Annotated in this window: 18 protein-coding genes; 1 reads left to right on the top strand and 17 read right to left on the bottom strand. The window is 66.2% G+C overall.

Translation table 11 applies throughout. The annotated features are described in order from the left end of the window. Positions 1–29: 29 nt before the first annotated feature. The 4 genes from B4I46_RS22510 to B4I46_RS22495 are packed head-to-tail and all read right to left on the bottom strand — an operon-like array spanning position 30 to position 3,467. Complete coding sequence (locus B4I46_RS22510; protein ID WP_043862505.1) at positions 30–1,184, bottom strand: betaine/proline/choline family ABC transporter ATP-binding protein; 1,155 nt, start codon at positions 1,182–1,184, stop codon at positions 30–32. Further along, entirely contained in the window at positions 1,181–1,834 is a 654-nt protein-coding gene (locus tag B4I46_RS22505) for an ABC transporter permease (protein WP_043862504.1), read from the bottom strand. Before B4I46_RS22505 ends, B4I46_RS22510 begins: the two co-directional genes overlap by 4 nt. Continuing rightward, complete coding sequence (locus tag B4I46_RS22500) at positions 1,831–2,739, bottom strand: glycine betaine ABC transporter substrate-binding protein (RefSeq protein WP_253087171.1); 909 nt, start codon at positions 2,737–2,739, stop codon at positions 1,831–1,833. Before B4I46_RS22500 ends, B4I46_RS22505 begins: the two co-directional genes overlap by 4 nt. 14 nt (positions 2,740–2,753) lie before the next feature. Further along, entirely contained in the window at positions 2,754–3,467 is a 714-nt protein-coding gene (locus tag B4I46_RS22495) for an ABC transporter permease (RefSeq protein WP_054916398.1), read from the bottom strand. Between the two features lie 342 nt (positions 3,468–3,809). Here B4I46_RS22495 and B4I46_RS22490 point away from each other — a divergent pair, with 342 nt between their 5' ends. Next, positions 3,810–5,393: a peptide chain release factor 3 gene (locus tag B4I46_RS22490; protein WP_043862501.1), complete on the top strand. Its 1,584-nt coding sequence runs from the start codon at positions 3,810–3,812 to the stop codon at positions 5,391–5,393. 54 nt (positions 5,394–5,447) lie between these two features. Here the strand turns inward: B4I46_RS22490 and B4I46_RS22485 are convergent, their stop codons facing one another. The 13 genes from B4I46_RS22485 to B4I46_RS22425 form a co-directional block, all read right to left on the bottom strand. Further along, complete coding sequence (locus tag B4I46_RS22485) at positions 5,448–10,211, bottom strand: dermonecrotic toxin domain-containing protein (RefSeq protein WP_286901969.1); 4,764 nt, start codon at positions 10,209–10,211, stop codon at positions 5,448–5,450. Between the two features lie 117 nt (positions 10,212–10,328). After that, positions 10,329–11,408, bottom strand: coding sequence for a polyamine ABC transporter substrate-binding protein (locus B4I46_RS22480; protein ID WP_054916396.1), 1,080 nt, complete (start codon positions 11,406–11,408; stop codon positions 10,329–10,331). Positions 11,409–11,462: 54 nt separating this feature from the next. Then, a complete protein-coding gene (locus tag B4I46_RS22475) occupies positions 11,463–11,804 on the bottom strand; it encodes a cupin domain-containing protein (RefSeq protein WP_043862498.1) in 342 nt (113 codons plus the stop codon). A gap of 25 nt (positions 11,805–11,829) precedes the next feature. Then, positions 11,830–13,236, bottom strand: coding sequence for an NAD(P)/FAD-dependent oxidoreductase (locus tag B4I46_RS22470; protein WP_253087173.1), 1,407 nt, complete (start codon positions 13,234–13,236; stop codon positions 11,830–11,832). A gap of 38 nt (positions 13,237–13,274) precedes the next feature. Then, on the bottom strand, positions 13,275–14,108 hold the full coding sequence (locus tag B4I46_RS22465) for an AraC family transcriptional regulator (protein ID WP_078479963.1): 834 nt from the start codon (positions 14,106–14,108) through the stop codon (positions 13,275–13,277). A 130-nt stretch (positions 14,109–14,238) separates the two neighbouring features. Beyond that, a complete protein-coding gene (locus tag B4I46_RS22460; protein WP_043862495.1) occupies positions 14,239–15,207 on the bottom strand; it encodes a peptide ABC transporter ATP-binding protein in 969 nt (322 codons plus the stop codon). Next, on the bottom strand, positions 15,207–16,175 hold the full coding sequence (locus B4I46_RS22455; protein WP_054916393.1) for an ABC transporter ATP-binding protein: 969 nt from the start codon (positions 16,173–16,175) through the stop codon (positions 15,207–15,209). Before B4I46_RS22455 ends, B4I46_RS22460 begins: the two co-directional genes overlap by 1 nt. A 10-nt stretch (positions 16,176–16,185) precedes the next feature. After that, positions 16,186–17,115: an ABC transporter permease subunit gene (locus B4I46_RS22450; RefSeq protein WP_116052929.1), complete on the bottom strand. Its 930-nt coding sequence runs from the start codon at positions 17,113–17,115 to the stop codon at positions 16,186–16,188. A gap of 11 nt (positions 17,116–17,126) precedes the next feature. Continuing rightward, entirely contained in the window at positions 17,127–18,137 is a 1,011-nt protein-coding gene (locus B4I46_RS22445) for an ABC transporter permease subunit (RefSeq protein WP_043862492.1), read from the bottom strand. 72 nt (positions 18,138–18,209) lie between these two features. After that, positions 18,210–19,805 (bottom strand): ABC transporter substrate-binding protein, encoded by a 1,596-nt coding sequence (locus tag B4I46_RS22440; protein WP_058541421.1) that lies wholly within the window; start codon positions 19,803–19,805, stop codon positions 18,210–18,212. Between the two features lie 74 nt (positions 19,806–19,879). Continuing rightward, the gene (locus B4I46_RS22435) at positions 19,880–21,277 is read right to left on the bottom strand and encodes an OprD family porin (RefSeq protein ID WP_286901966.1); all 1,398 of its coding nucleotides are present in this window, start codon (positions 21,275–21,277) and stop codon (positions 19,880–19,882) included. A gap of 72 nt (positions 21,278–21,349) precedes the next feature. Beyond that, a complete protein-coding gene (locus tag B4I46_RS22430) occupies positions 21,350–22,945 on the bottom strand; it encodes an ABC transporter substrate-binding protein (RefSeq protein WP_229589542.1) in 1,596 nt (531 codons plus the stop codon). 237 nt (positions 22,946–23,182) lie between these two features. Beyond that, positions 23,183–24,808, bottom strand: coding sequence for an ABC transporter substrate-binding protein (locus tag B4I46_RS22425; RefSeq protein WP_286901963.1), 1,626 nt, complete (start codon positions 24,806–24,808; stop codon positions 23,183–23,185). Positions 24,809–24,896: the final 88 nt, after the last annotated feature.

Raw genomic sequence — 24,896 nt, 5'->3', positions numbered from 1 at the left:
TGTTCGGCAGTAGATCGCGGTGGAGCTATTCAGGCCACCGTTTCGGCCGGCGACACGATGCTGGTCTTCATGCCCCGCGAACGCCCCGAGCTCAGGTACGCGGCAATCGATTCCTGGGTGACCTCGCCCAGGAACACGTTCTCGGCGTCCAGTACCGGCAACCACGAACGGTTGAACTCGTACATGCGCGACAGCAGGATGCGCAGGTGCTCGTCATGCGCGGCGGTGGCGTTGAACGTGCGCAGGAAGTCCGCGCAGGTGCCCTGCTGACGGTGCAGGTCGCGCCGGCGCACATAGCCCATCGCCTTGTTCTGGCCATCGGTGACCACCACGTAGCGACGGTCATGTTCGTCCATCAGCTCCAGCGCATCGGCCACCGACGTCTCGGGGCTCACCGATGGCGCGTTGTCCGCCGCATCCTCGGCACGCACCAGCAGCAGGCGCTTGAGGGTGCTGTCCTGGCCCACGAAGTTGCTCACGAAGTCATCTGCCGGGTGCGCCAGCAAGGTGTCGGGGTGGTCGATCTGGATCAGCTTGCCGGCGCGGAAGATGGCGATCTTGTCGCCCAGCTTGATCGCCTCGTCGATGTCGTGGCTGACCATGATCACGGTCTTGTTCAATGCACGCTGCATCTCGAAGAACTCGTTCTGGATCATCTCGCGGTTGATCGGGTCGACCGCACCGAACGGCTCGTCCATCAGCAGCAGCGGCGCATCCGCCGCCAGCGCGCGGATCACGCCGATACGCTGCTGCTGGCCACCGGACAGTTCACGCGGGTAGCGGTGCAGGTACTGCTTGGGCTCGAGCTTGATCATGCTCATCAGCTCGCGGGCCCGCTCGTGGCACTTGTGCTTGTCCCAACCGAGCAGGCGCGGCACCACGGTGATGTTCTCCTCGATGGTCATGTTGGGGAACAGGCCGATCTGCTGGATCACATAGCCGATGGTGCGACGCAGCGTCACCGCGTCCAGGTCGGTGGTGTCTTCGCCATTGATCAGCACCTTGCCCGAGGTGGGCGCGATCAGGCGGTTGATCATCTTGAGGGTGGTGCTCTTGCCGCACCCGGACGGGCCGAGGAACACGCAGATCTCGCCTTCGTTGACCGTCAGGCTTACCGAGTCGACGGCCTTTACGTCCTTGCCGTTGCTGTGGAAGGTCTTGCACAGGTTCTGAAGTTCGATCATTTGAGCAGTCCTTTTGGAGTCAGCGAGCGTTGCAGGGCTTGCAGCAGCAGGTCGGCGAAGATGGCCAGCAGGCTCACCAGCACGGCGCCGACCAGCAGCATCGACATGTCGCTGCGGCTGATGGAGGTCAGGATAAGTACGCCAAGGCCACCGGCACCGATGGTCGCGGCAATGGTCATCACGCCGATGTTCATCACCACGGCGGTGCGTACACCGGCCAGAATCACCGGCACCGCAATCGGCAGCTCGACCATGCGCAGGCGCTGGCCGAAGGTCATGCCGATGCCGCGGGCGGCTTCGCGTATGCCGGGCTCGACGTTGGTCAGTGCCAGGTAGGTGTTGCGCAGAATCGGCAGCAGTGAATACAGAAACACCGCGGTGATCGCCGGCAACGGGCCCAGGCCCTGGCCGAACTTGGAATAGAACGGCAGCAGCAGGCCGAACAGGGCGATCGACGGCACGGTCAGTAGCACCGTGGCGCTGGCCTGCAGAGGCCCGGCAAGCACAGGAAAGCGGGTCATCAGGATGCCCAGCGGCACGCCGATCAGAATGGCCAGGGTGACCGCGATGCCGACCAGGGTGATGTGCTCCCAGGTCAGTTGCAGCACCTGGGCCCAGTCCAGGTGGGCGAAGGTATCAAGCAGACTCATGGTTGCTCCTCGGCAGGTGGATGCTGGCGCAGGTAGGCGGCGGCGACTTTGCTCGGGCTCTGGTGCTCGACGTCCACCTTGGCATTGAGCTGGCGCATGGTCTCGTCATCCAGTTGCTCGGCCAGCGGCTTGAGCAGCCCGGCCAGTTGCGGATGGGCGTCGAGCACGGCCTGGCGCACCACCGGGGCGGCGGTGTAGTCGGGGAAGTAATGCAGGTCGTCGTCCAGCAGCTTGAGGTCGAAGGCGCTCAGGCGCCCGTCGGTGGTGTACACCAGCCCGCTGAACACCTGGCCGTTGCGCAGCGCGGTGTACACCAGCCCGGCGTCCATCTGGCGGATGTCGCGGCGGGTGAACTGCAGGTCGTAGGTCTGGGTCAGGCCCACCAGGCCGTCGGGGCGGTTGGCGAACTCGGTGTCCAGCGCCAGTACATGGCTGCGGTCGGGCTCGTCGCGCAGCACCTGATTGAGCTGGCTGATGCTGTTGACCTGCGGGTACTGCTCGGCGATGTTGCGCGGCAGCGCCAGGGCATAGGTGTTGCTGAACCTCGAGGGTGCCAGCCACACCAGGCCCTTTTTCGCGTCCAGCTGCTTGACCCGGGCGTAGGTGGCCTCGGCGCTGTCCATGCGTTCGTCGATATGGTTGTAGGACACCAGCGACACGCCGGTGTATTCCCACACCATGTCCAGCTGGCCGCTTTCCTGCGCGCTGCGCGCCAGGGTGCTGCCCAGGCCGCCGGTGATGCGCACGTCGAAGCCGTGGCTGCGCAGGTACTGCGCGGTGATTTCGGCCAGCACGGTCTGTTCGGTGAACACCCGCGCGCCGAGGCGGATCAGGGGTTTGTCGGCGGCCTGGGCGAATCCTGCGAACAGCAGGGCCGCGCCCAGCAACAAGGCGATTCTTTTCATGGGGGTTCCTTCGCTTAGTTGGCCAGGCCGCGTTCGAGCCAGCGGCGACTGCATTGGCTGACCAGCGCATCGAGCAGCAGGGCGAGCAAGGCCGTGGTGGCGGCGCCTAGCAACAGTTGCGGCTGGTTGTTAAGGGCGATGCCGGGGAAGATCAGGCTGCCCAGGCTGTTGGCGCCGATCAGGAACGACAGCGGCGCGGTACCCACGTTGATTGCCAGTGCCACTCGAACGCCGCCGACGATGATCGGTACCGCGTTGGGCAGCTCGACCCGCCACAGCGTCTGGCGCGGGGTCATGCCGATGCCGGTGGCGGCTTCCTTGAGCGAGGCGGGGACGTTTTTCAGGCCTTCGTAGGTGTTGCGCACGATGGGCAGCAGGGAGGCGAGGAACAGCGCGAAGATTGCCGGGCCTGCGCCGATGCCCAGAAAGCTCAGGGCGATGGCCAGAACGGCCAGGGGGGGAACGGTGTTGCCAATGTTGAAGATCTGCATGAAGCGTTCGGCGCGGTCGACCCGGTGCGGTCGACTCAAGGCAATGCCGGCGGGGATACCCACGGCCAGCGCCGCCACCATCGAGCACGCCACCAGCATCAGGTGCGCTTGCAGGTAGAACCACAGATCGGCGCGGTAGTGCGCGATCGTATCGATGCCGATCCAGTGGATCAGCAGGGCCAGGATGACGAGCGCGGCGGCCCATCCCATCAGCCCCTTGCCATAGCGTTTAGCCACAGGCGGACTCCTTTTTTTGTCGGCGGGCACACTCCCGTGGCGGCTGCCGGTCCAGGCAGCAGGCAGTGTGATCGCGATAAGCAGCGGGTCGCTCCGGTAGAGCGGAACACGCCATGAGCGCAGCCTCGTCAGGCGCATGTTGCCGATGAAACCCACCCTGACGAACGGTTGAAAACCGTATACGTAACATCTCGTAACAGGGCAGTGGACGTCTCCGCAGTTGCAAAGGTTCCCATCCGAAGCGGCATTTGGCCAGCGCAGATCGACCCAGTGGTTCAGTTAGGGGGTGAGTTTGGGCTATAATCGCCGCCCTTTTTTGAATCTCCAGTCAGGCGATTTCCCATGACCAACCAGGCCGCCGAAGTCGCGAAACGCCGCACCTTCGCCATCATTTCCCACCCCGATGCGGGTAAGACCACCATCACCGAGAAGCTGCTGCTGATGGGCAAGGCGATTGCCGTCGCCGGTACGGTGAAATCGCGAAAGTCCGACCGCCATGCCACCTCCGACTGGATGGAAATGGAAAAGCAGCGCGGCATCTCCATCACCACCTCGGTGATGCAGTTCCCGTATCGCGACCATATGGTCAACCTGCTCGATACCCCCGGCCACGAAGACTTCTCCGAAGACACCTACCGCACCCTGACCGCAGTGGACTCGGCGCTGATGGTGCTCGACGGCGGCAAGGGCGTAGAGCCACGTACCATCGCCCTGATGGACGTGTGCCGTCTGCGTGACACGCCCATCGTCAGCTTCATCAACAAACTCGACCGCGATATCCGCGACCCGATCGAGCTGCTCGACGAGATCGAGGCGGTTCTCAAGATCAAGGCCGCGCCGATCACCTGGCCGATCGGCTGCTACCGCGACTTCAAGGGCGTGTACCACCTGGCCGGTGACTACATCATCGTGTACACCCCGGGCCACGGCCACGAGCGTACCGAGGTGAAGATCATCGAGAAGCTCGACTCGGATGAAGCCCGCGCCCACCTGGGTGACGAGTACGAGCGCTTCATCGAGCAACTGGAACTGGTGCAGGGCGCCTGCCATGAGTTCGACCAGGACGAGTTCATCAACGGCCAGCTGACCCCGGTGTTCTTCGGTACCGCGCTGGGCAACTTCGGTGTCGACCATGTGCTCGACGCGGTGGTCGACTGGGCGCCACGTCCGCTGCCACGTGTGGCCCATGAGCGCACCGTGGAGCCGACCGAAGAGAAGTTCAGCGGCTTCGTGTTCAAGATCCAGGCGAACATGGACCCCAAGCACCGCGACCGCATCGCGTTCATGCGCATCTGCTCGGGCAAGTACGAGAAGGGCATGAAGATGCGCCACGTGCGCACCGGCAAGGACCTGCGCATCGGCGACGCCCTGACGTTCTTCTCGTCCGAGCGCGAGCAGCTCGAAGAGGCGTTCGCCGGCGACATCATCGGCCTGCACAACCACGGCACCATCCAGATCGGCGACACCTTCACCGAGGGCGAGAGCCTGGGCTTCACCGGTATCCCGCACTTCGCCCCTGAGCTGTTCCGCCGCGTGCGCCTGAAGGACCCGCTCAAGTCCAAGCAGCTGCGCCAGGGCCTGCAGCAACTGGCCGAAGAGGGCGCCACCCAGGTGTTCTTCCCCGAGCGCAGCAACGACATCATCCTCGGCGCCGTGGGTGTGCTGCAGTTCGACGTGGTCGCCAGCCGCCTGAAGGAAGAGTACAAGGTCGAGTGCGGCTATGAGCCGATCACCGTGTGGTCGGCGCGCTGGATCAGCTGCGACGACAAGAAGAAACTCGAGGAATTCAGCAACAAGGCCGTGGAAAACCTGGCCATCGACGGTGGCGGTCACCTGACCTACCTGGCGCCGACCCGGGTCAACCTGGCGCTGATGGAAGAACGCTGGCCGGACGTGAAATTCCGCGCCACCCGCGAACACCACTGAGTTTTCGCACACCCCACGCCCGCGCAGCCCCCTGGCTGCGCGGGCGTTTTCGTTTCAGCCCCCCGCCGCCGGTGGGCGATGGCTTGCCTGGCCCAGGCGGTAGACCAGCAGGGTCAGCGAGTCGGCGTTCTTGAGCATGATTCGCGAGCGCACCACCGCATCGTCCAGAAAGCGCTGGCGCGCGACCGCCAGGTCACGGGTGTCGGCGATCTTGAGGATCAGGCTCAGGCCCTTGTTGTCGTCACGGGTGATGTCGCGTCGGGTACCGTCGCGTGAGCGCACCACGAACAGGCGCCGGGCCGGTGAACGGTGAGAGAACGCCTCGTCGTGCTGGCGCCTGAGCCAATCCTGCTGCTCGCCGGGCATGAGCAGGTCGGCAAATGCCAGCGAGGCATCCAGGTAGCGCATGTCGCGTGTGTCATAGGCGATATGCGAGAACTCGTGCAGCAGGCAGTTGGCACGCGCAATGGCATCGGCTTCCTGCCAGGACAGCTCGGGCCTGAGCTGGAGCCTGCCCAGGTAGCTGACGTCGAAATAGGCGTCCAGCAGAAACAGTTGCCGGAGCGGGTCATGGGGCGAGGTGAAGGCGATGCCGGTGTAGTTGCCGATATTGCTGGCCAGGATGTAGCGCCTGGACGTGGCGACCGAATAGTCCTGCGAGGTCATCAGTTCGAAGAGTTTTTCCACCGGTTCGCGTACGCGCTGCAGCAGGGCTTCGTCGGGTTCGACGCCGAAGAAATCGCTGAGGATCGTGCGGGTCTGTGCCGGCATGCGTTGCACCGGGCTGGCCTGCTGCAGGTTGTCCAGGCAGATGCCCAGGTAGTCGAGCGCCGTGCGGTGAGCCTGGCGCAGCATGCGCGCGCGGGCCGGCATGAGTCGCTGGATCTGGCGCATGCCCACGGCCCGGATGACGATATCGTTGCCGGCCATCACCTGACGCGAGGCCCACCCGCCCAGCCTGCCGATGATGCCACCACTTAGCACGGGTATGGCCTGCTGCGGGTCGATCTGCCAGCGGCCGTTGCCTTCGCTGCGCAGGCGTGGCCCTGGTTCGTCGATGTCCGGCGCACTCAGGTGCCAGCGCTGGTCCAGCTGGCGAACGCCGTACACCTTGCCCTCCAGGCAGGCGAACTGCGTCTGGCCATCGACGTCGGTATAGATCTGCTCGCGGCTGGCCAGGCCATCGAGGGACTGCTGCGGCACTTCGTAGGCGGACAGCCGCTGGTGCGACGCCTGCCCCAGGCGCCGCCAGAATTCGCCTTCGTCGGCCGGCAGTGCGCCAGGGCCCTGTTCGCGCACGCCATGCCCGGCCAGCAGGCCCTGCACCAGGGTGCAGGTCAGTTCCGACAAGGCCTGCGCCCAGTCTCCCGAGGGGCGCTCGGCCAATTGCAGCAGCGACAGTTCGCCCTGCCACGCGGCCAGCAGCAGGCCGATGCGGCCGGGGATGAACAGGGTCAGTTGGCTCCAGAGCAGCCCGAGTACCTCTTTCAGGGTGGCCCAGCGGGCTTCGGCGGTACTCACCAGTTGCGTATGGGCCATGCCCTGCAGCAACGCTGCATTGGTCTCGAACAGGTACTGCAGGGCGTTGCCATGCACCGGGCGCCAGGCCAGGGTCACCGGCTGCTGGGCATACAGGGGCAGCTCGAAATCGAATTCGGCGCTGTAGGGCAGGTGGGCCTCGGTGAACCCACCGTGGTCGTAGCGCGGGCGCATCGTGTCGGGCATGCAGGCCAGTATCCGGGCCTGCAGGGCCGGCACGCTGCGAAGCTGCTGCAGCAGGTCGGCCGAACTGCTGAAGGCCTGGAACAGACCGCCGGCCTGGTACGGCGTGTACATCACCACGGGGCCGGGCGCGGGGCTGGCGTACATGAACAGGTACACCCCGGGCACGGTATCGGGGGGCAGGCCGCTGTCGGCGATCAGTTCCAGGGGCACCAGTTGTGCGGCGGGGGCTGGCAGCTGGTCACGGGCGGTGGCGTCGGGCTGCTCGACGACGGCGCGGATGCACTCGACGTCGGCTGCGCCCAGTTGCCCCTGGAGCCGGGCGCGCCACGCCGCTTCCAGCAGTTGCCCCGGCAATTGCCGGCAGAACAGCCGCAGGCGCCTGGGGTAGCTCGCATGGTCGCGGTCCAGTTGCTCGGCCAGCAGCTGGCGATAGCCTTGACCCAGGTCCAGTTCGCGCACCAGCGCCCGCAGGTAGGCGGCATCGATGCGCGCAGGCACGGTCATGTCGCCCTCGAGCGTGATTGCGGTGATGGCGTGGTCCCAGTCGCGGTAATGGTTGAGCGCGTAGTCGACCAGCGTCTGGCGATGCTGGATGCTGGCGGCCGCTTCGCCTGTGGGGACCTCACCGGTGGGCGGCAACGCGGTGACCCAGCGCGTGGTGGTGATCAACAGCTGGTCGGCAGGGTAGCGGCCGGCCGCGAAGTCCTGGTCCAGGCGGGCCTGAACCCGTTGGCGGGCATAGTCGGTCACCGCCGGGATGTCGAACAGGTAGTCCTGTGGTGACGGGCTTTGCAGCAGGTTGCGCCCCAGAACCTGCAGGTAGCCGTACTGTTCGCTGGGGGCGGCCTGCGCCAGCCAGTCAGGCAGATGGCCACGCAGGCGCCGGGCACTGGCCAGGCGCTGCAGACGCTGCAGGTAGCGCAGCGTGCCAGGCGTGTCGAGCGTGCTGCGCAGCAGGTCGGGCAGGTGTGCGGCAGGCACGCCGCGCCGGGTGAGCCGGTCGAAGGCGCGCCGCGTTGCGGCCACGTCGTGTTCGGCCTGCCAGCTCTGCAGGTGGTGCGCAGGCGCGCCTGCCAGCGCCAGCCATTGAAAGCGTTGCGCGGCGGGGTAGCGCGCTGCGACGGCCTGCTCCAGCGCAAGGCGCGAGGTGAATGCGGCAAAGCCCTGGTCGAGGGTCCACAGCAGCCACAGATCGGGCTGTGCCTCGAGCGGCTGGCGGGTCAGCAGCAGGGCCTCGCTGCTGGGCGCCTGGTCCAGGGCCAGTTGCCAGGCCCAGGCCGGCGCTGCCGGCGAGGGCGCCGGAAACAGGGCGGCGTGAATCAGCGCGCGTGCCGGGGCTGGCAGCAGGCTGTCGTGGTCGAGCAGGCGGTATTCGAGGGTCAGGGCCAGTTGCCACAGGTGCTTGAGGTACGTGCGTCGCTGCGCTTGATACTGCGTCAGGGCGCTCGCCAGTTGGCTGCCGGTGGCATCGGCGACCTGTGCGACAGCCTGTCGGGCCAGCGCCAGGTCGAGCGCAGGCAAGGCCACAGGCTGTTCGGCCACCACCGGGCCGCTGACCAGCCAGCGTTCATCCAGCGAGGTACCGATACCGCCGAGCCGCTGCCACACCAGTTCGGCCAGGCTCAGCCAGGTGCGCCCGGCGCCGGGCTGGCCCAGGCGTACCTGGGGGACTGGCGGGCCCTTGTCCAGCACTGCGGCAAGGGCCTGGTCGAGCCCTGCCGCAGTCACCGTCTCCAGGCCTGGTACCTCTTCGAACAGTGCCTGCGCGTGGCCGGTCAGTGCGCTCACCAGCCGGTTCAGTTCCTCCAGGTCAGCGCCGGCTGCCTGTGCCGACGCTTGCAGCCGGGCCAGGGTGGCCGGGCTGTCGTGGGCGTGGGGCGAGGTGCCCAGACGCGCGAGTTCGCCGGCCAGTCGACTGTCGAGGTCCAGCGCCTGGCGGCATGCCTGATAACCGTCCTGGCCGCTGTCATGGCGCAGTTGTGTTTCGATGTCCTGTTGCTGGGCGCTCAGCACCTGGCCAACCCAGCTGTCCAGTGCAGGGGCGGCCAGCGGTTGCAGGTGCAGGGCGCTGATGCGCCAGGCGCCCAGCTGGCTCTGCCGCGATGGGCTGACCACCGGGCGCCAGCTGTCGCGCAACCGGGGGTCGGTCAGCGACGATAACAACGCCCGCTTGCTGGCATGGCGCTCCAGCCCGCGTGCAGCACACCAGGTGAACACCGGGCCGGCACGGGTGTCGAGCGCGAGCACGCCCTCCAGCAGTTGGCTGTGGCCTTGCGCGGTGGTGACGTTGAGGCTGAACGCCTGCAGGGGCGAGAGGGCCTCGGTGTCCAGCCATTGCAGCAGCGCTGCATGGTCGGTTTCGGCAAGGGCGCCGGCCCAGGCCTGGCGCGTGATCGCCTCGCGCACGCGCGCGCCCATCAGGCGGGCCAGTTGCCGGGCCGGGGTTTCGCTGCCGGCCTTGGCGGTATGCCAGTACCGGTGCAGTTGCCGTTGGCAGTCGCGTGCCGCCGCCAGGCGCTGCGGCGCCGCTGCAGCGGTAGCGGTGGTGGTGGCCAGCGCCTGCTCCCACAACGAGTCGGCTGGCGGCTGGCCCAGTACCTGCTGCTGCAGCTCGCTCAGCGCCTGGCCCTGGCGAGCGGCGATGACCAGCATCAGGTACTCGAACACCTCGTCCTCCAGCCGTTCGACCTGAACATCCACGATGCCGCCCTGGCCTGCCAGCAGGCGATCCCTGGGGGCGATGTAGTGCAGCAGTACGTGCGGGTGGCCGCTGTTCAGCAGTTCAACGAGGTGGTGCTTGAGCTGGGTACGGTCTTCGAAGCGCAGCAGCCCCAGCAACGGGTGGTAGAAAAAAACACGGGGGTGCGTGCTGCGGCTCAGCAGCAGGCTGGCGGTCAGTTCGCTGGCGTGGGCGCTGGCGGTGATCGCGCTCAGGCGGTCGATTCGCGGCGCGTCGGGCCCTGGCGCCTGCAGCCAGCCTTGCAGCCAGCGATGCTCCTCTTCATCGAGGCTGTCTCGGGCCTGTGCCAGGTGATCGGCAAAGCGCTGGCGCAGCGCAACGCGGTGAAAGTACGGCAGGGTCTTCAAGGGCATGGTGTGTGCTCGGCAGTGGGTGGGCGCCGGGCAACGGGCGGGCTGCGCTGTTGCCCCGGCAAGGGCTTCAGGCTGCCGGGGCACACAGGCCGAGGGTGGTATCTATTGCAGGGTGGCTCAGTTGCCGGCCTTGATGCTGGTCCAGATACGGGTGCGCAGGCGGTCGATCTTGGCCGGCATGGCCTGCAGGGCGAACAGCTTGCCGAGCATGGCATCGGTCGGGTAGATCATGCTGTTGGCCTTGAGTGCCGGGTCCACCAGGCGGTCGGCTGCCTGGTTGCCGTTGGCGTACTGCACATGGTTGCTGATGTCGGCCATCACCTCGGGTTGCAACAGGTAGTTCATGTAGGCATAGCCGGCCTTTTCGTCCGGGGCATCGGCGGGCATGGCGACCATGTCGAACCACATCGGCGCGCCTTCCCTGGGAATCTCATAGCCCACCTTCACCCCGTTTCTGGCCTCTTCTGCACGGTTTCTGGCCTGCAGCACGTCGCCGGAGAAGCCCACCACCACGCAGATATCGCCGTTGGCCAGGTCGCCGGTGTATTTGGAGGAGTGGAAGTAGCTGATGTACGGGCGCACCTTCATCAGCAGGGCCTTGGCCTTCTCGTAGTCGGCCGGGTCCTGGCTGTGGTGCGGCAGGCCCAGGTAGTTGAGCGCGATCGGCAGCAGTTCGGGGCCGTTGTCGAGGATCGCCACGCCGCAGCTCTTGAGCTTGCTGATGTTCTCTGGCTTGAAGATCAGGTCCCAGGAGTCCACCGGGGCATTCTCGCCCAGCGCCGCCTTGACCTTGTCGATGTTGTAGCCGATGCCGGTGCTGCCCCACAGGTAGGGGAAGCCGTAGCGGTTGCCCGGGTCGTTGACTTCCAGCGCCTTGAGCAGCACCGGGTTGAGGTTCTTCCAGTTGGGCAACTGGCGCTTGTCCAGCGCCTTGAGCGCCTTGCCCTGGATCTGCCGGGCCATGAAGTGGTTGGAGGGGAACACCACGTCGTAGCCCGAATTGCCGGTCATCAGCTTGCCGTCGAGGGTCTCGTTGCTGTCGAACACGTCATAGGTGGGCACGATGCCGCTGGCGGCCTGGAAGTTCTTCAGGGTGTCGGGGGCGATGTAGCTGGACCAGTTGTAGATTTTTACCGAGTCGGCCGCCTGGGCGATGGAGGCGGCCAGCAACAGCGGGGCGAAGAGCAATGGGCGCATGTCCGGATTCCTTGCTTGGTCTGTTTTTGTCGAAGGAGGCAGGCGATCAAAGGATCAGAAAATCAATACGTAGGTCTTGCGCACGGTCTCGTGGATATCCCAGATACCGGTGCTGTTGGCCGGCAACATCAGTGCGTCGCCGGCTTCTATGGTCAGCGGCTCGCCGCCATCGGGGGTGAAGGTGCAGCGGCCCTTGATGAAGTGGCAGAACTCCTGCTGCTCGATCTGGCGCCGCCAGCGGCCCGGGGTACATTCCCAGATGCCGGTTTCGACGCCGTCGTTGCGCTCCACGCAGGTCACCGAGGTGACCGCCACCGGCTCGCCCAGGGGCACGGCCACCGGGTTTGACTGTTCGAGAGCGACGCTATGGGTGTGCTTGAACTGGGTAATGCGCATGCCGGTGGTCCTGTGCAGGGGGAAGTCAGTGCATCAGGCTTTCCATGAAGTCCGCCACACCGCTGGCCAGGCGCCGGCGCCAGGGGGCGCTGGCCGGGTTGGCAAGGGTCTGGTCTTCGTGGACGAAGCTCTTGATGATCGCGTTGTAGCCGAGCCAGCGGCATGGCTCGGGCTCCCAGCGCGCCAGGCTGGTCAGGCGCGCCGCGGGGTGTACCCAGGGCTGGGCGGTGAGTGCGTTGCGTTGGCCCAGGATCAGCGCCGCCACGGTGCGCCCGCCCAGGTTGCTGGCGCCCACGCCTTCGCCGCCATAGCCGCCGGCCAGGGCGATTCCCTGCTCGGCATCGCACAGCATGTGCGGGCGAAAGCGCCGCGCCATGCCCAGGTTGCCGCCCCATGCGTGGGTGATGTCGACGTTCTTGAGCTGCGGAAACAGCTCGCCGAACAGGTAGCGGCGCAGGCCGATTTCGCTGTCGCTGAGGGTGAAGTCTTCGCGCAGGCGCCCGGCGAAGCGATAGCCGCCGCGGGCGCCGAACACCAGGCGGTTGTCGGCACTGCGCTGGCCGTAGGTGACCTGGCGGCTGTTTTCGCTGAAGGCCTGACCGGCGTTCAGGCCGATCTGCTCCCACACCTGCTCAGGCAGCGGCTCGGTGGCCACCAGCAGGCTCTGTACCGGCAACTGATAGCGACCCAGCGGCGGCAGCCCGACGGCATAGCCTTCCACCGCCGGCACCACCCACTGGCAGCGCACCTGTGCCTGGGCGGTGCGTACCTGCCCCTTGTGCCAGTCGATGACCGGGCTGTTCTCGTAGAGCTTCACCCCCAGACGCTCGACGGCCCGGGCCAGGCCGCGCACCAGTTTGGCCGGGTGCACGGTGGCCACGTTCGGCGTGTAGATCGCCCCATAGGGCTTGGCGATGCGCAGCTGCGCGGCCAGTTCGACCGGGCTCAGCCAGCGATACTCGGCCTCGTTCAGGCCCTGCCGGTAGAGCTTTTGCAGGTAACTGCGCAGGCTCGCTTCCTGCTCGGGGTAGCGCGCCGCGCAATAAAGGGCGCCGCCCTTGCGGTAGTCGCAGTGGATGCCTTCGCGCTCGAGTACCGTTTCCACTTCGTCGGGGATGCCGTGCAGCAGGTCATAGGCGTCGCGGCGCTGTTCGGGGGAGCAGTCGGCCAGCAGGCGGTCTTCGCCCAGCAGGTTGCCCATCAGCCAGCCGCCGTTACGCCCCGAGGCGCCGAAGCCTGCGATGTTGGCCTCGACGATGGCGATGTTCAGGTGCGGTGCCTGGCGCTTGAGGTAGTAGGCGCTCCACAGGCCCGTGTAGCCGGCGCCGATGATGCATACATCCACGTCCAGGTCCTGGCGCAACGCCGGGCGCGCGATCAGCGGCTCGTCAAGCTGGTCCATCCAAAGGCTGATACTGCGCCATGCCTGCATTGTGTTCGGCTCCACATCCGTAACGGTGTGGGCCGATGCTAGGGCTGGGCGGGCGGATTGTCTTGCGTGCGTGTCCGCAGAGAAATCTGTTGCACGTAGGCCTTGGGCGACAGGCCGGTGTGCTGGCGAAAGCACTTGTAGAACGCCGACAGTGAATTGAAGCCGGCGGCGAAGGCCAGGTCATCGACCTTGGGCGCCGGCCCTGCGCGCTCCAGTTCAGCCAGCAGATGCTGCAGGCGGGCCTGGTTGACGTAGCGGTAGAAGCTCTGGCCCAGCACCTGGTTGAGCAGGTAGGAGATCTGGTTGCGGCTGTAGCCGCACTCGCGGGCGACCTGTTGCAGGTCCAGTTGCGGGTCCAGATAGGGTTGGCGACGGGTGAAGTAGTGCTGCAGGTCCTGGGCCATGAAGCTCAGCTGGCGCGGTGACAGGCCCAGGCGGCTGGCGGCCGGGCGCAGGCTGGGGTGGCCGGTGTGGCGTGAAGGCTCGCGCACCAGCGAGGCGTATTCGTTGACCTGCCAGATCAGGCCGTCGCGCACGGTGATGGCCTCGCTGGCACGAAACGCGGTGATGCCGTCGCCGCCGCGCAGCGTTACCTGGTACTGGATGAAGGCGGTGCAGCCGTCGGTGCGGATGCGGTCGCTGTGCACGATGTCCTCGCCATCCTGGCGCGGCATGCTGGCGGCCACGTATTCGCGCAGCTCGGCCAGGTGCAGTACGCGGTTCTGGAAGAAGTCGTTGTACTGGATGTCGGGGTGATAGAGCGCCATCACGCCGTCGAGGTCGCGGTGTTTCCAGCACAGGTGGTAGCGCAGCACGGTGGCGGCGGTTTCGGCGGTGTGTTCGGGGCCGTCGGGGATCGGGTGTGCGGCCATGGGGCTGGCTCATTGGAGGTAGGAAAGCAGAATACCTGCAGGGCCCTATCGCGGGTCAAGCCCGCTCCCACAAGGACAGCAGTGATCCGTGTGGGAGCGGGCTTGACCCGCGATTGCTGGCGCAGCGGTTCTAGAGAAACTGCTCCGCATAGTGGCACGCCACCTGCCGTGTACCCACTGGCCGGAACGCCGGCTCTTCACTGGCACAGCGCTCGGTGGCATACGGGCAACGCTTGTGGAACGCGCACCCCGGCGGTGGGTTCAGCGGGTTGGGCAGCTCGCCCACGATCCTGATCTTTGGCTTGAGCGGGTCGGGGTGAATGGTCGGGGTCGCCGACAGCAGGGCCTGGGTGTAAGGGTGCAAAGGCCTGGCATAGATATCCTCCTTGGGCCCCATTTCCGCCGGGCGCCCCAGGTACATCACCAGTACCTGGTCGGCCACATGCCGCACCACCGCCAGGTTGTGCGAGATGAACACGTAGGCGGTGTTGAACTCCTTCTGCAGGTCCATGAACAGGTTCAGCACCTGCGCCTGGATCGACACGTCCAGCGCCGAGGTCGGCTCGTCCGCCACCAGCACCTTGGGTTGCAGCATCATGGCCCGCGCCAGGGCGATGCGCTGGCGCTGGCCACCGGAGAACATGTGCGGGTAGCGCTGGTAGTGCTCGGGCCGCAGGCCCACCTGCTGCATCATCGCCTGCACCTTCTCGCGGCGTTCGGCCCTGGACAGCCGGGTGTTGATCAGCAGCGGCTCGGCCAGTTGGTCACCGACCTTCTGGCGCGGGTTGAGCGAGGCATAGGGGCTCTGGAACACCATCTGCACATCGCGGCGCAGTTGCCGGCGCTGCTGCTTGCTGGCACCGGCCACCTCCTGCCCGGCGATCTGCAACGAGCCCGACGACGGTTCCTCGATCAGGGTCAGGGCGCGGGCCAGGGTCGACTTGCCGCAGCCGGATTCGCCGACCACGGCCAGGGTCTTGCCGGCCTCCAGTTCGAACGACACCCCATTGAGGGCGCGTACCAGGGCATGGCCCTTGAACAGGCCCAGGGACACTTCGTAATGACGGGTGAGGTCACGGGCGGTCAGTACGACGCTCATCACGCCACCTCCTGGTTGAGCGGGTAGAAGCAGCGGGCCAGGCTGTGGGCCTTGGGGTCCAGGCTCGGACGCTGCTGGCGGCAGTGGTCCTGCACGTAGGGGCAGCGCGGCGACAGCAGGCAGCCGTGGGGCCGGTCGTAGCGTCCGGGCACGATGCCGGGCAGGGTCGCCAGGCGCTCGGCGCCTTCGCTGTGCTCGGGGATCGCTGCCAGCAGGGCTTCGCTGTAGGGGTGCGCAGGCACCTCGAACAGCTCGGGCACCTGGCCGACTTCCACTGCCTGGCCGGCATACATCACGCACACGCGGCGGGCGGTTTCGGCCACCACGGCAAGGTCGTGGGTAATCAGGATCAGCGCCATGTCCTGCTCTTTCTGCAGGTTGAGCAGCAGCTCCATGATCTGCGCCTGAATGGTCACGTCCAGGGCCGTGGTGGGCTCGTCGGCGATCAGCAGCTTGGGTTCGCCGGCAATCGCCATGGCGATTGCCACGCGCTGGCTCATGCCGCCGGAGAGTTGGTGGGGGTAGGCATCCAGGCGGCTTTCCGGGGCCGGGATCTCGACCTTCTTCAGCAGCTCCAGCGCACGCTGGCGAGCCGCCTTGCCGCGCAGCCCCAGGTGCTGGCGCAGCACCTCCTCGATCTGGAAACCCACGGTGTAGCTGGGGTTGAGTGCGGTCATGGGGTCCTGGAAGACCATCGCCATGTCCTTGCCGACCACCTTGCGCCGCTGCCGGCCGCTCAGGGTGAGCATGTCGCTGCCGTTGAAGGTCAAGGCGTCGGCGGTGATGCGCCCGGGGGCGTCGATCAGGCCCATCAGCGCCATCATGGTCACCGACTTGCCCGAGCCGGACTCGCCGACAATCGCCAGCACCTCGCCCTTTTCCACGTTCAGGTCGAGGCCGTCGACCACCGGTACCGCCGAGGCGTCGCCGAAGCGCACGCTCAGGTTCTTGATGTGTAGAAGTGACATGGGCTTCTCCTCAGGCGGCATTCTTGAGTTTCGGGTCCAGCGCATCGCGCAGCCCGTCGCCCATCAGGTTGATTGCCAGCACGCTGAGCAGGATGGTCAGGCCCGGCAGGCTGACCACCCACCAGGCGCGTTCGATGTAGTCGCGGGCCGAGGCCAGCATGGTGCCCCACTCCGGGGTCGGCGGTTGCACGCCCAGGCCCAGGAAGCCCAGCGCGGCGGCATCGAGAATCGCCGAACTGAAACTCAGGGTGGCCTGCACGATCAGCGGCGCCATGCAGTTGGGCAGCACGGTCACGAACATCAGGCGCGGCAGGCGTGCCCCGGCCAGGCGTGCGGCGGTGACGTAGTCGCGGTTCAGCTCGCCCATCACCGCGGCGCGGGTCAGGCGCACGTAGGCCGGCAGCGAGACGATGGCGATGGCGATCACGGTGTTGATCAGGCCAGGGCCCAGGATCGCCACGATGGCCACCGCCAGCAGCAGCGAGGGCAGCGCCAGCATCACGTCCATCAGGCGCATGATGGACGGGCCAAGCAGGCGCGGGAAAAACCCGGCCAGCAGGCCCAGCAGCACGCCCGGGATCAGCGAGATCAGTACCGACGACAGGCCGATCAGCAGCGACAGGCGCGAACCCTGGATCAGCCGCGAGAGCAGGTCGCGGCCCAGCTCGTCGGTACCCAGCAGAAACTGCCACTGGCCGCCTTCGAGCCATACCGGCGGGGTCAGCAGGAAGTCGCGGTACTGCTCGCTGGGGTTGTGCGGCGCCACCCACGGGGCGAACAGCGCGCAGAACACGATCAGGCACATGAACAGCAGGCCGGCCACCGCGCCCTTGTTGCGTGAGAAGGCGTGCCAGAATTCCTTGTAGGGGGAGGGGTAGAGCAGGCTCTGGTCGAGCGGCGCGGCGTCGACGGCAGCGTTTTTTGCAAGCGGATTGGTCATGAGCGAAGGCCTCAGCGCTGATGTCGGATGCGTGGGTTGGCCAGGCCGTAGAGGATGTCCACGACGAAGTTGACCAGGATCACCAGGCAGGCAATCAACAGGATGCCGTTCTGTACCACGGGGTAGTCACGGGCGCCGATGGCTTCGATCAGCCATTTGCCGATGCCCGGCCAGGAAAAGATGGTTTCGGTAAGCACCGCGCCACCGAGCAACGTGCCGACCTGCAGGCCGACCACCGTAAGCACCGGGATCAGCGCGTTGCGCAGGCCGTGCACGAACACCACCCGTGCCGGCGACAGGCCCTTGGCCCGTGCGGTGCGGATGTAGTCCTCGCGCAGCACTTCGAGCATCGAGGAGCGGGTCATGCGTGCGATCACCGCCAGCGGGATGGTGCCGAGCACGATGGCCGGCAGGATCAGGTGCATCAACGCGTCCTTGAACGCGCCTTCCTCGTCGCTGAGCAGGGTGTCGATGAGCATGAAGCCGGTGGTCGGCTCGATGTCGTAGAGCAGGTCGATGCGCCCGGACACCGGCGTCCAGCCCAACCCGACCGAGAAGAACATGATCAGGATCAGGCCCCACCAGAAGATCGGCATCGAGTAGCCGGCCAGTGAGATGCCCATGACCCCGTGATCGAACAGCGAGCCGCGCTTGAGCGCGGCGATCACCCCGGCCAGCAGCCCGACGATGCCGGCGAACAGCAGCGCGGCCATGGCCAGTTCGAGGGTGGCGGGGAACAGCGCGAGAAACTCGTGCCACACGCTTTCGCGGGTACGCAGCGACTCGCCCAGGTCGCCCTGGGCCAGTTTGCCGACGTAGTCCAGGTACTGCTGCGCCAGCGGCTTGTTCAGGCCGAGCCGTTCCATGGCCTGGGCGTGCATCTCGGGGTCGACCCTGCGTTCGCCCATCATCACCTCCACCGGGTCACCGGGGATCAGGCGTATGAGCGCGAACGTGAGCAGGGTGATGCCGAAGAACGACGGGATCAACAGGCCCAGACGCCGTGCAATAAAACTAAACATCGTGTGGTGTACCTCATCAGCCTAAGGCATGCCTGCGAGCGCCCGGGGGCGGGCGCTGCAAGCGTTATCGTTCTACTTCACCCGCGTGGTGGCGAAGTTGTTGTTGGTCATCGGGTTGATGACGTAGCCCTCGACGTTCTCGCGCAGGGCGGTGAACACCTTCGGGTGGGCCATGTTGATCCACGGTTTGGCCTCATCGTACACCGCCAGTGCCTGGACATAGAGTGCGGCGCGTTGATCGGGGTCGGCGGTTTCGCGGGCGTGGTCGATCAGCACCTGGAATCGCGGGTTGCACCAGCGTGCGTAGTTTTCCCCATTCTTCGCTGCGGCGCAGCTGAGCAGCGGGGTCAGGAAGTTGTCCGGGTCGCCGTTGTCGCCCGCCCAGCCGGCCGACACCATGTCGGCTTCGCCGGCCTTGGCGCGGCGCAGCATCTCGGCCCATTCCATCACGCGGATGTCGACCTTCAGGCCGACCTGGGCAAGGTCGGCCTGAAGCATCTCGGCGCTCAGGCGCGGGTTGGGGTTGGTGGGCCCGCCGCCGTTGCGGGTGAACAGGGTGAGCACGGTGCCTTCGGGTACGCCGGCCTCCTTGAGCAGCGCGCGGGCCTGTTCCAGGTCGCGGGGCGGGTTGCGGTTCTGGCTGTTGTAGCCCATCAGGGTCGGCGGGTAGGGGTTCACCGCCAGCAGGGCGTTGCCCTTGCCGAACAGTTGCTCGACATGGTGTTCGCGGTCGAAGGCCAGGTTGATGGCGCGTCGTACGCGCACGTCGCTCAGGTACCTGTGCTCGGTGTTGAGCGAGATGTAGCCGGTGGTCAGGGCCTCCATTTCGGCCACCTTCAGGCGCGCGTCGGCCTTGATGCCGGGTATGTCGTCGGGCTTGGGGTACAGCGCCACCTGGCACTCGTTGGCGCGCAGCTTCTGCAGGCGCACGTTGTTGTCGGGGGTGATGGCGAAGATCAGTGCATCGCTCGGCGGCTTGCCGCGAAAGTAGTCCGGGTTGGGTCTGTAGCGCACCTGCGCGTCCTTGTTGTAGCGCTGGAAGATGAACGGGCCGGTGCCGACCGGCTTGCTGTTGAGTTCGGCGGTGGTGCCGGCCTTGAGCAACTGGTCGGCGTATTCGGCGGAATAGATCGAGGTGAAGGCCATGGCCAGGTCGCGCAGAAACGGCGCCTCGGGGCGGGTCAGGTGAAACGCCACGGTGTGCGGGTCGAGCTTTTCCACCGATTTGAGCAGGTGCTGGAAACCCATGCTCTCGAAATAGGGGAAGCCGATGCTGGTCTTGTCGTGCCAGGGGTGGGCGGGGTCGAGCTGGCGCTGGAAGCTCCACAGCACGTCGTCGGCGTTCAGGTCGCGGGTGGGGGTGAAGTAGTCGGTGGTGTGGAACCTGACCCCGCTGCGCAGGTGAAAGGTGTAGGTCAGGCCGTCGGGGCTGACCTCCCAGCGTTCGGCCAGGGCCGGCTGCACCTCGGTGGTGCCGGGCTTGAAGTCCACCAGGCGGTTGAACAGGGTTTCTGCGGCGGCATCGGCGGTGACGGCCGTGGTGTACTGCACGATGTCGAAGCCCTCGGGGCTGGCCTCGGTGCACACCACCAGGGGCTTGGCCATCAGCGGGGCTGCGGCGCTCAACAGGATGGCTGCAAGGGCAGCCTGTAGGGTTGACTGTTTCATGACACTTCCCTGCATTCGATTAAACCAGCGTAGCCATCGCGGCCGATTCGGCGAATCGGCCGCGACCTGCCGCCCTAGAGGATGTTGAACGGAATGGTTGTGACCACGCGCACCTCGTTCAGGCTCCCGTCACCCTGCAATTTGCTGGCGCGGTGGGTGGTGTAGGTGGCGCGCACGGTGGTGTCCTTGAACGCGCCGCCTTGTACGGCATAGCTGGTGCCGATGCCCCATTCGTCGTGGTGCTCGCCGTCGAGGTTCTTCACGTCGTAGCCACCGCCCTTGTAATGGGTGCCGTCGATGCCCCAGCCGCGGGCGTTGTACAGGTTGAACTTGAGGCCGGGCACGCCGAAGGGGGCCATGTTCAGCACGTAGCCGATCTGCAGTGATTTCTCGTTGGGGCCGTTGAAATCCGACAGCAGCGAGTTGGCCAGGAAGATCGCGTTGGTGTCGTGCAGGTAGTCGAAGTACTCGTTGCCGTTGACCTGCTGGTAGGCGACCGACACGGTGTGCGCCTGGTGGGTCAGGGCCAGCGACAGGCTGAAGGTGTCGTTGTCGATGGCGCCCAGCTTGCTCTGGCCGGCGTCGCGGGTCTTGTAGTAGTTGAGCCCGGTGTTCAGGCCCAGCACCGCGTTGTCGCCCAGCAGGTGGTTGGCGCCGAAGTAGTACTGGTTCCACAGGTCCTCGACCTTGGACACGTAGAGGCTGGTGCTCAGGCTCTGCAGCGGCTGGTAGTTGACCCCGGCCATGCTGACCCGGTCGGTGAACTGGCGGGAATCGCCATACTCGGAGCGAAACTTGCTCTGGCCCTGCTCGGTACGCATCGACACGCGGTCGAAGGTGCCCAGGTCGAAGCTCAGGTTGTCGAACTCGGCGCTGTGCAGGCTCACGCCCTGGAAGCTGGAGGGCAGTGCGCGGTTGCCGATGTAGGCGATCACCGGGGTGTCGATGGACTGGCGGCCGGCGGTGAGGGTGGTGTTGGACACCCGGGCCTTGAGGTTGGCCAGGCCGATCTTGCTCCACTGGTCGAGCACCTCGCCGTCGCCGTGGGTGAGGGTGCGGTTGTTCGGCCCGGCCACGCTGGCGCGACCGCGCTGCAGGGCCACCGCGTTGTACAGCGCCACTTCGGTGCTCAGGCCCACGGTGCCCTCGGTGAAGCCGGAGGTGTAGTTGAGGAGGGTGCCCTGGACCCAGTTGTCGCGGCTGCTGGTGGGGTGGCGGCTGCCGTCGCGCTTGCTGTACGACCACAGTGGCCCGCGGGTGGCGTGCTCGTGGGCGTACCAGTTGCGGGTCGAGCCGGACAGGCGCTGGCCGTCGATAAAGCCGCTGGCCTGGGCCTGGTCGGAGGTGGTGCGCAGGGTAAGCGCAACGAAATCCTGGCTGACGGGCTCGGCCTGGGCCAGCGCGCTCAGGCCGCCAAGGGCCAGGGCAAGTGCTGCGTGTCGGGTAGGTCTCAAGGTGATGCTCCTTTGCATGTTTTTATTAGCCGCCGGGCCTCGTGAGCCCGGCGGGTGCGGCGGTGAACCTTGGGAGGGGGCGGGCAGAGGTCAGTCGACGCTGACGCCCGAAAAACTGTTGCGCCCGAACGGGCTGACCTTGAAGTCCTGTACCCGGACGCTCAGCGGTTGATGCACGGTGGAGTGGGCGACCGGGGTGATCGGCACCTGCTGCTTCATGCGCTGCTGGGCCTGCTGGTACAGCGCGGTGCGCGCGGCGGGGTCGGTGATGCGCTTGGCCTGCTGCACCAGGGCGTCGTATTCGGGGTCGCACCACATCGACACGTTGTTGCTGCCGATGGCACCGCAGCTGTAGAGGGTGCCCATCCAGTTGTCGGGGTCGCCGTTGTCACCGGTCCAGCCCAGCAGCATCACGTCGTGCTCGCCGTTCTTGGTGCGCTTGATGTACTCGCCCCATTCGTAGCTGACGATCTTCACGTCCAGCCCGACCTTGCCCCAGTCGGCCTGGAGCATCTCGGCCATCAGCTTGGCGTTGGGGTTGTAGGGGCGCTGCACCGGCATGGCCCACAGGGTGATGCGCGTGCCGGGCTTGACCCCGGCGGCGGCCAGCAGGGCGCGGGCCTTGTCGGGGTCGTAGCCGGCATCGCGGATGCTCGGGTCGTAGGACCACTGGGTGGGCGGCATGAAGTTCACGGCCAGTTGGCCGGCATCCTGGTACACCGCCTTGACGATGGCCGCCTTGTTCACCGCCATGTCCATGGCCTGGCGCACCTGCAACTGGTCGAACGGCGGGTGCTGCACGTTGTAGGCGATGTAGCCCAGGTTGAAGCCGGGCTGGTCGAGCATGTTGATCTTCGGGTCGGCGGCCAGGGCCTTGAGGTCGGCGGGGCGCGGGTTGACGGTGACCTGGCATTCCCCCTTGCGCAGCTTCTGCACCCGCACCGAGGCGTCGGTGTTGATCGAGAAGATCAGCTGGTCGAGCCTGACCTGCTGCGGGTCCCAGTAGTCGGGGTTGGCCCGGTAGCGGATCTGCGCATCCTTCTGGTAGCGCTGGAACACGAAGGGGCCGGTGCCGATCGGCTTCTGGTCGAAGTCGCTGAGGCGCCCGCTGGCCATCAGCTGGGTGGCGTATTCGGCCGAGACGATCGAGGCAAAGCCCATGGCCAGGTTCTGGATGAAGGCGGCGTCGACGCTGTTGAGGGTGAAGACCACCGTGTAGGGGTCGCGCTTTTCGACCCGGGCGATGTTCTTGTCCAGGTCCATGCTGACGAAGTAGGGGAACTCGGCCGGGTAGGCCACGCGAAACGGGTGCTGCGGGTCGAGCATGCGCTGGAAGGTGAGCAGCACGTCGTCGGCGTTGAAGTCGCGGGTGGGGGTGAAGTCCTTGTTGGCGTGGAACTTCACGCCCTGGCGCAGGCGGAAGGTATAGGTCAGGCCGTCATCGGAAACGTCCCAGCCGGTCGCCAGCGAGGGGATGACGCGGGTGGCGCCGCGTTCGAATTCCACCAGGCCGTTGTACAGCGGCTCGGCGGCGTCGTTTTCGATGGAGGTGGTGTACTGGGCGATATCGAAGCCGCCCGGGCTGCCCTCGGAGCAGAACACCAGGTTGCCCTTGGCCAGGGCTGTCGGGCCATAGGCCAGTGCCCCCAGGCCCAGCAGTGCGGCGAAAACCGGAGAAATACGCATGCGGTCCCATTCCTTTGTTGTTGTACGAGGCGTGGGGGGCGCGGCGACAGCAGGGTGCCAGCACCACCACGCGCTCCACGGTAGGGACGCGGGCGGCGGGCGTGCAGGTAAGGAAGTGGGTGTGAGGCGTGGGAAAAATCTTGGTGTGGTGTCGTAATTTTCAAGCAGGTATCAGTGCCCCGCGTGCACCGATGAGCTCGGCGCCCGCAGGGACAGGCTAAACATCGCGTTGCGTGTCTATTGGCTGACGCTTACGCCGTAGAAGGCATTCAGGCCGAAGGGGCTGATCTTGAAGTCCTGCACGGTCTTGCGCATCGGCTGGTACACCGTGGAATGGGCGATCGGGGTGATCGGCACCTGCGCCTTGATGATGTGCTGCGCCTGCTTGTACAGCTCGGTGCGTCGGGCCTGGTCGGGGGTGGCCTTGGCCTGCTTGATCAGTGCGTCGTAGGCGGGGTCGCACCATTTGGAGAAGTTGTTGCCGTTCACCGCGTCGCAGCCGTAGAGGGTGCCCAGCCAGTTGTCCGGGTCGCCGTTGTCGCCGCTCCAGCCGATCAGCATGGCGCCGTTCTCACCGGCCTTGGCGCGCTTCATGTATTCGCCCCACTCGTAGCTGACGATGCTGGCCTTGATGCCGATTTTCGCCCAGTCGGCCTGGATCATCTCGGCCATGAGCCGGGCGTTGGGGTTGTAGGGGCGTTGCACCGGCATGGCCCACAGGGTGATCTCGGTGCCCTCCCTGACCCCGGCCTCCTGCACCAGCGCCTTGGCTTTGGCCGGGTCGTAGGGCACGTCCTTGATGGTGTCGTCGTAGCTCCACTGGGTGGGCGGCATGGCATTGACTGCCAGCTGCCCCGCGCCCTGGTACACCGCGTCGATGATCTGCTGCTTGTTCACCGCCATGTCCAGGGCCTGGCGCACCTTGAGCTGGGCCATGGGGTTGGGCGCGGTGGTGCCCTTGATCGGGTCGGTCACGTTGTAGGCGATGTAGCCCAGGTTGAAGCCGGCCTGGTGCGGCAGGTTCAGGTTGGGGTCCGCTTCCAGCGACTTGAGGTCGGCCGGGCGCGGGAACAGGGTGATCTGGCATTCGTTCTTCTTGAGCTTCTGCATGCGCACCGACGGGTCGGTGGTGATGGCGAAGATCAGGTTGTCGATCTTCACGTCCTGCGGTTGCCAGTAGGTCTTGTTGCCCTTGAAGCGGATCTGCGCGTCTTTCTGGTACTTGGCGAACACGAAGGGGCCGGTGCCGATCGGCTTCTGGTTGATGTCGGCCGGCTTGCCCTGCTTGAGCAGTTGCTCGGCGTATTCGGCGGACTGGATCGAGGCGAAGCTCATGGCCATGTTCTGGATGAACGCGGCGTCCACGCTGGCCAGGGTGAACCTGACCGTGTGTTCGTCGAGTTTTTCGAGCTTGACGATGTTCTTGTCCATGCCCATGTCGGTGAAGTAGGGGAACTCGGTGGGGTAGGCCTTGCGAAACGGCAGGTTCCTGTCGAGCATGCGGTTGAAGGTGAACAGCACGTCATCGGCGTTGAAGGGGCGGCTGGGCTTGAAGTAGTCGGTGCTGTGGAACTGCACGCCTTCGCGCAGGTGGAAGGTGTAGCTCAGGCCGTCGTCGCTGATGTCCCAGCGTGTGGCAGGCCCGGGGATCACCGCCGTACCGCCGCGTTCGAACTGGCTGAGGCGGTTGAAGACGGTCTCGGCCGAGGCGTCGAAGTCGGTGCTGGTGGTGTACTGGCCCGGGTCGAAGCCCGCCGGGCTGCCCTCGGAGCAGAACACCAGGTTGCTGGCCGCATGGGCCAGCGGTGCGCCGGCCAGCAGGCCTGCGCCGAGCAGGTAGGGAAGGACCGCGTGTTTGAGCATTGTTGGCCTCATCGATGTCATTGGTGCGCCGGGCGGCCAGTGGGGCCGCTCGGCGGGCAGGGAGGCTGGCCTGTTGACCAGCGCGACC

The organism is Pseudomonas sp. UBA7500 (assembly GCF_002478435.1).
Classification (GTDB): Bacteria; Pseudomonadota; Gammaproteobacteria; order Pseudomonadales; family Pseudomonadaceae; genus Aquipseudomonas; species Aquipseudomonas palmensis.
This window is presented reverse-complemented; position numbering and strand designations above follow the sequence as displayed.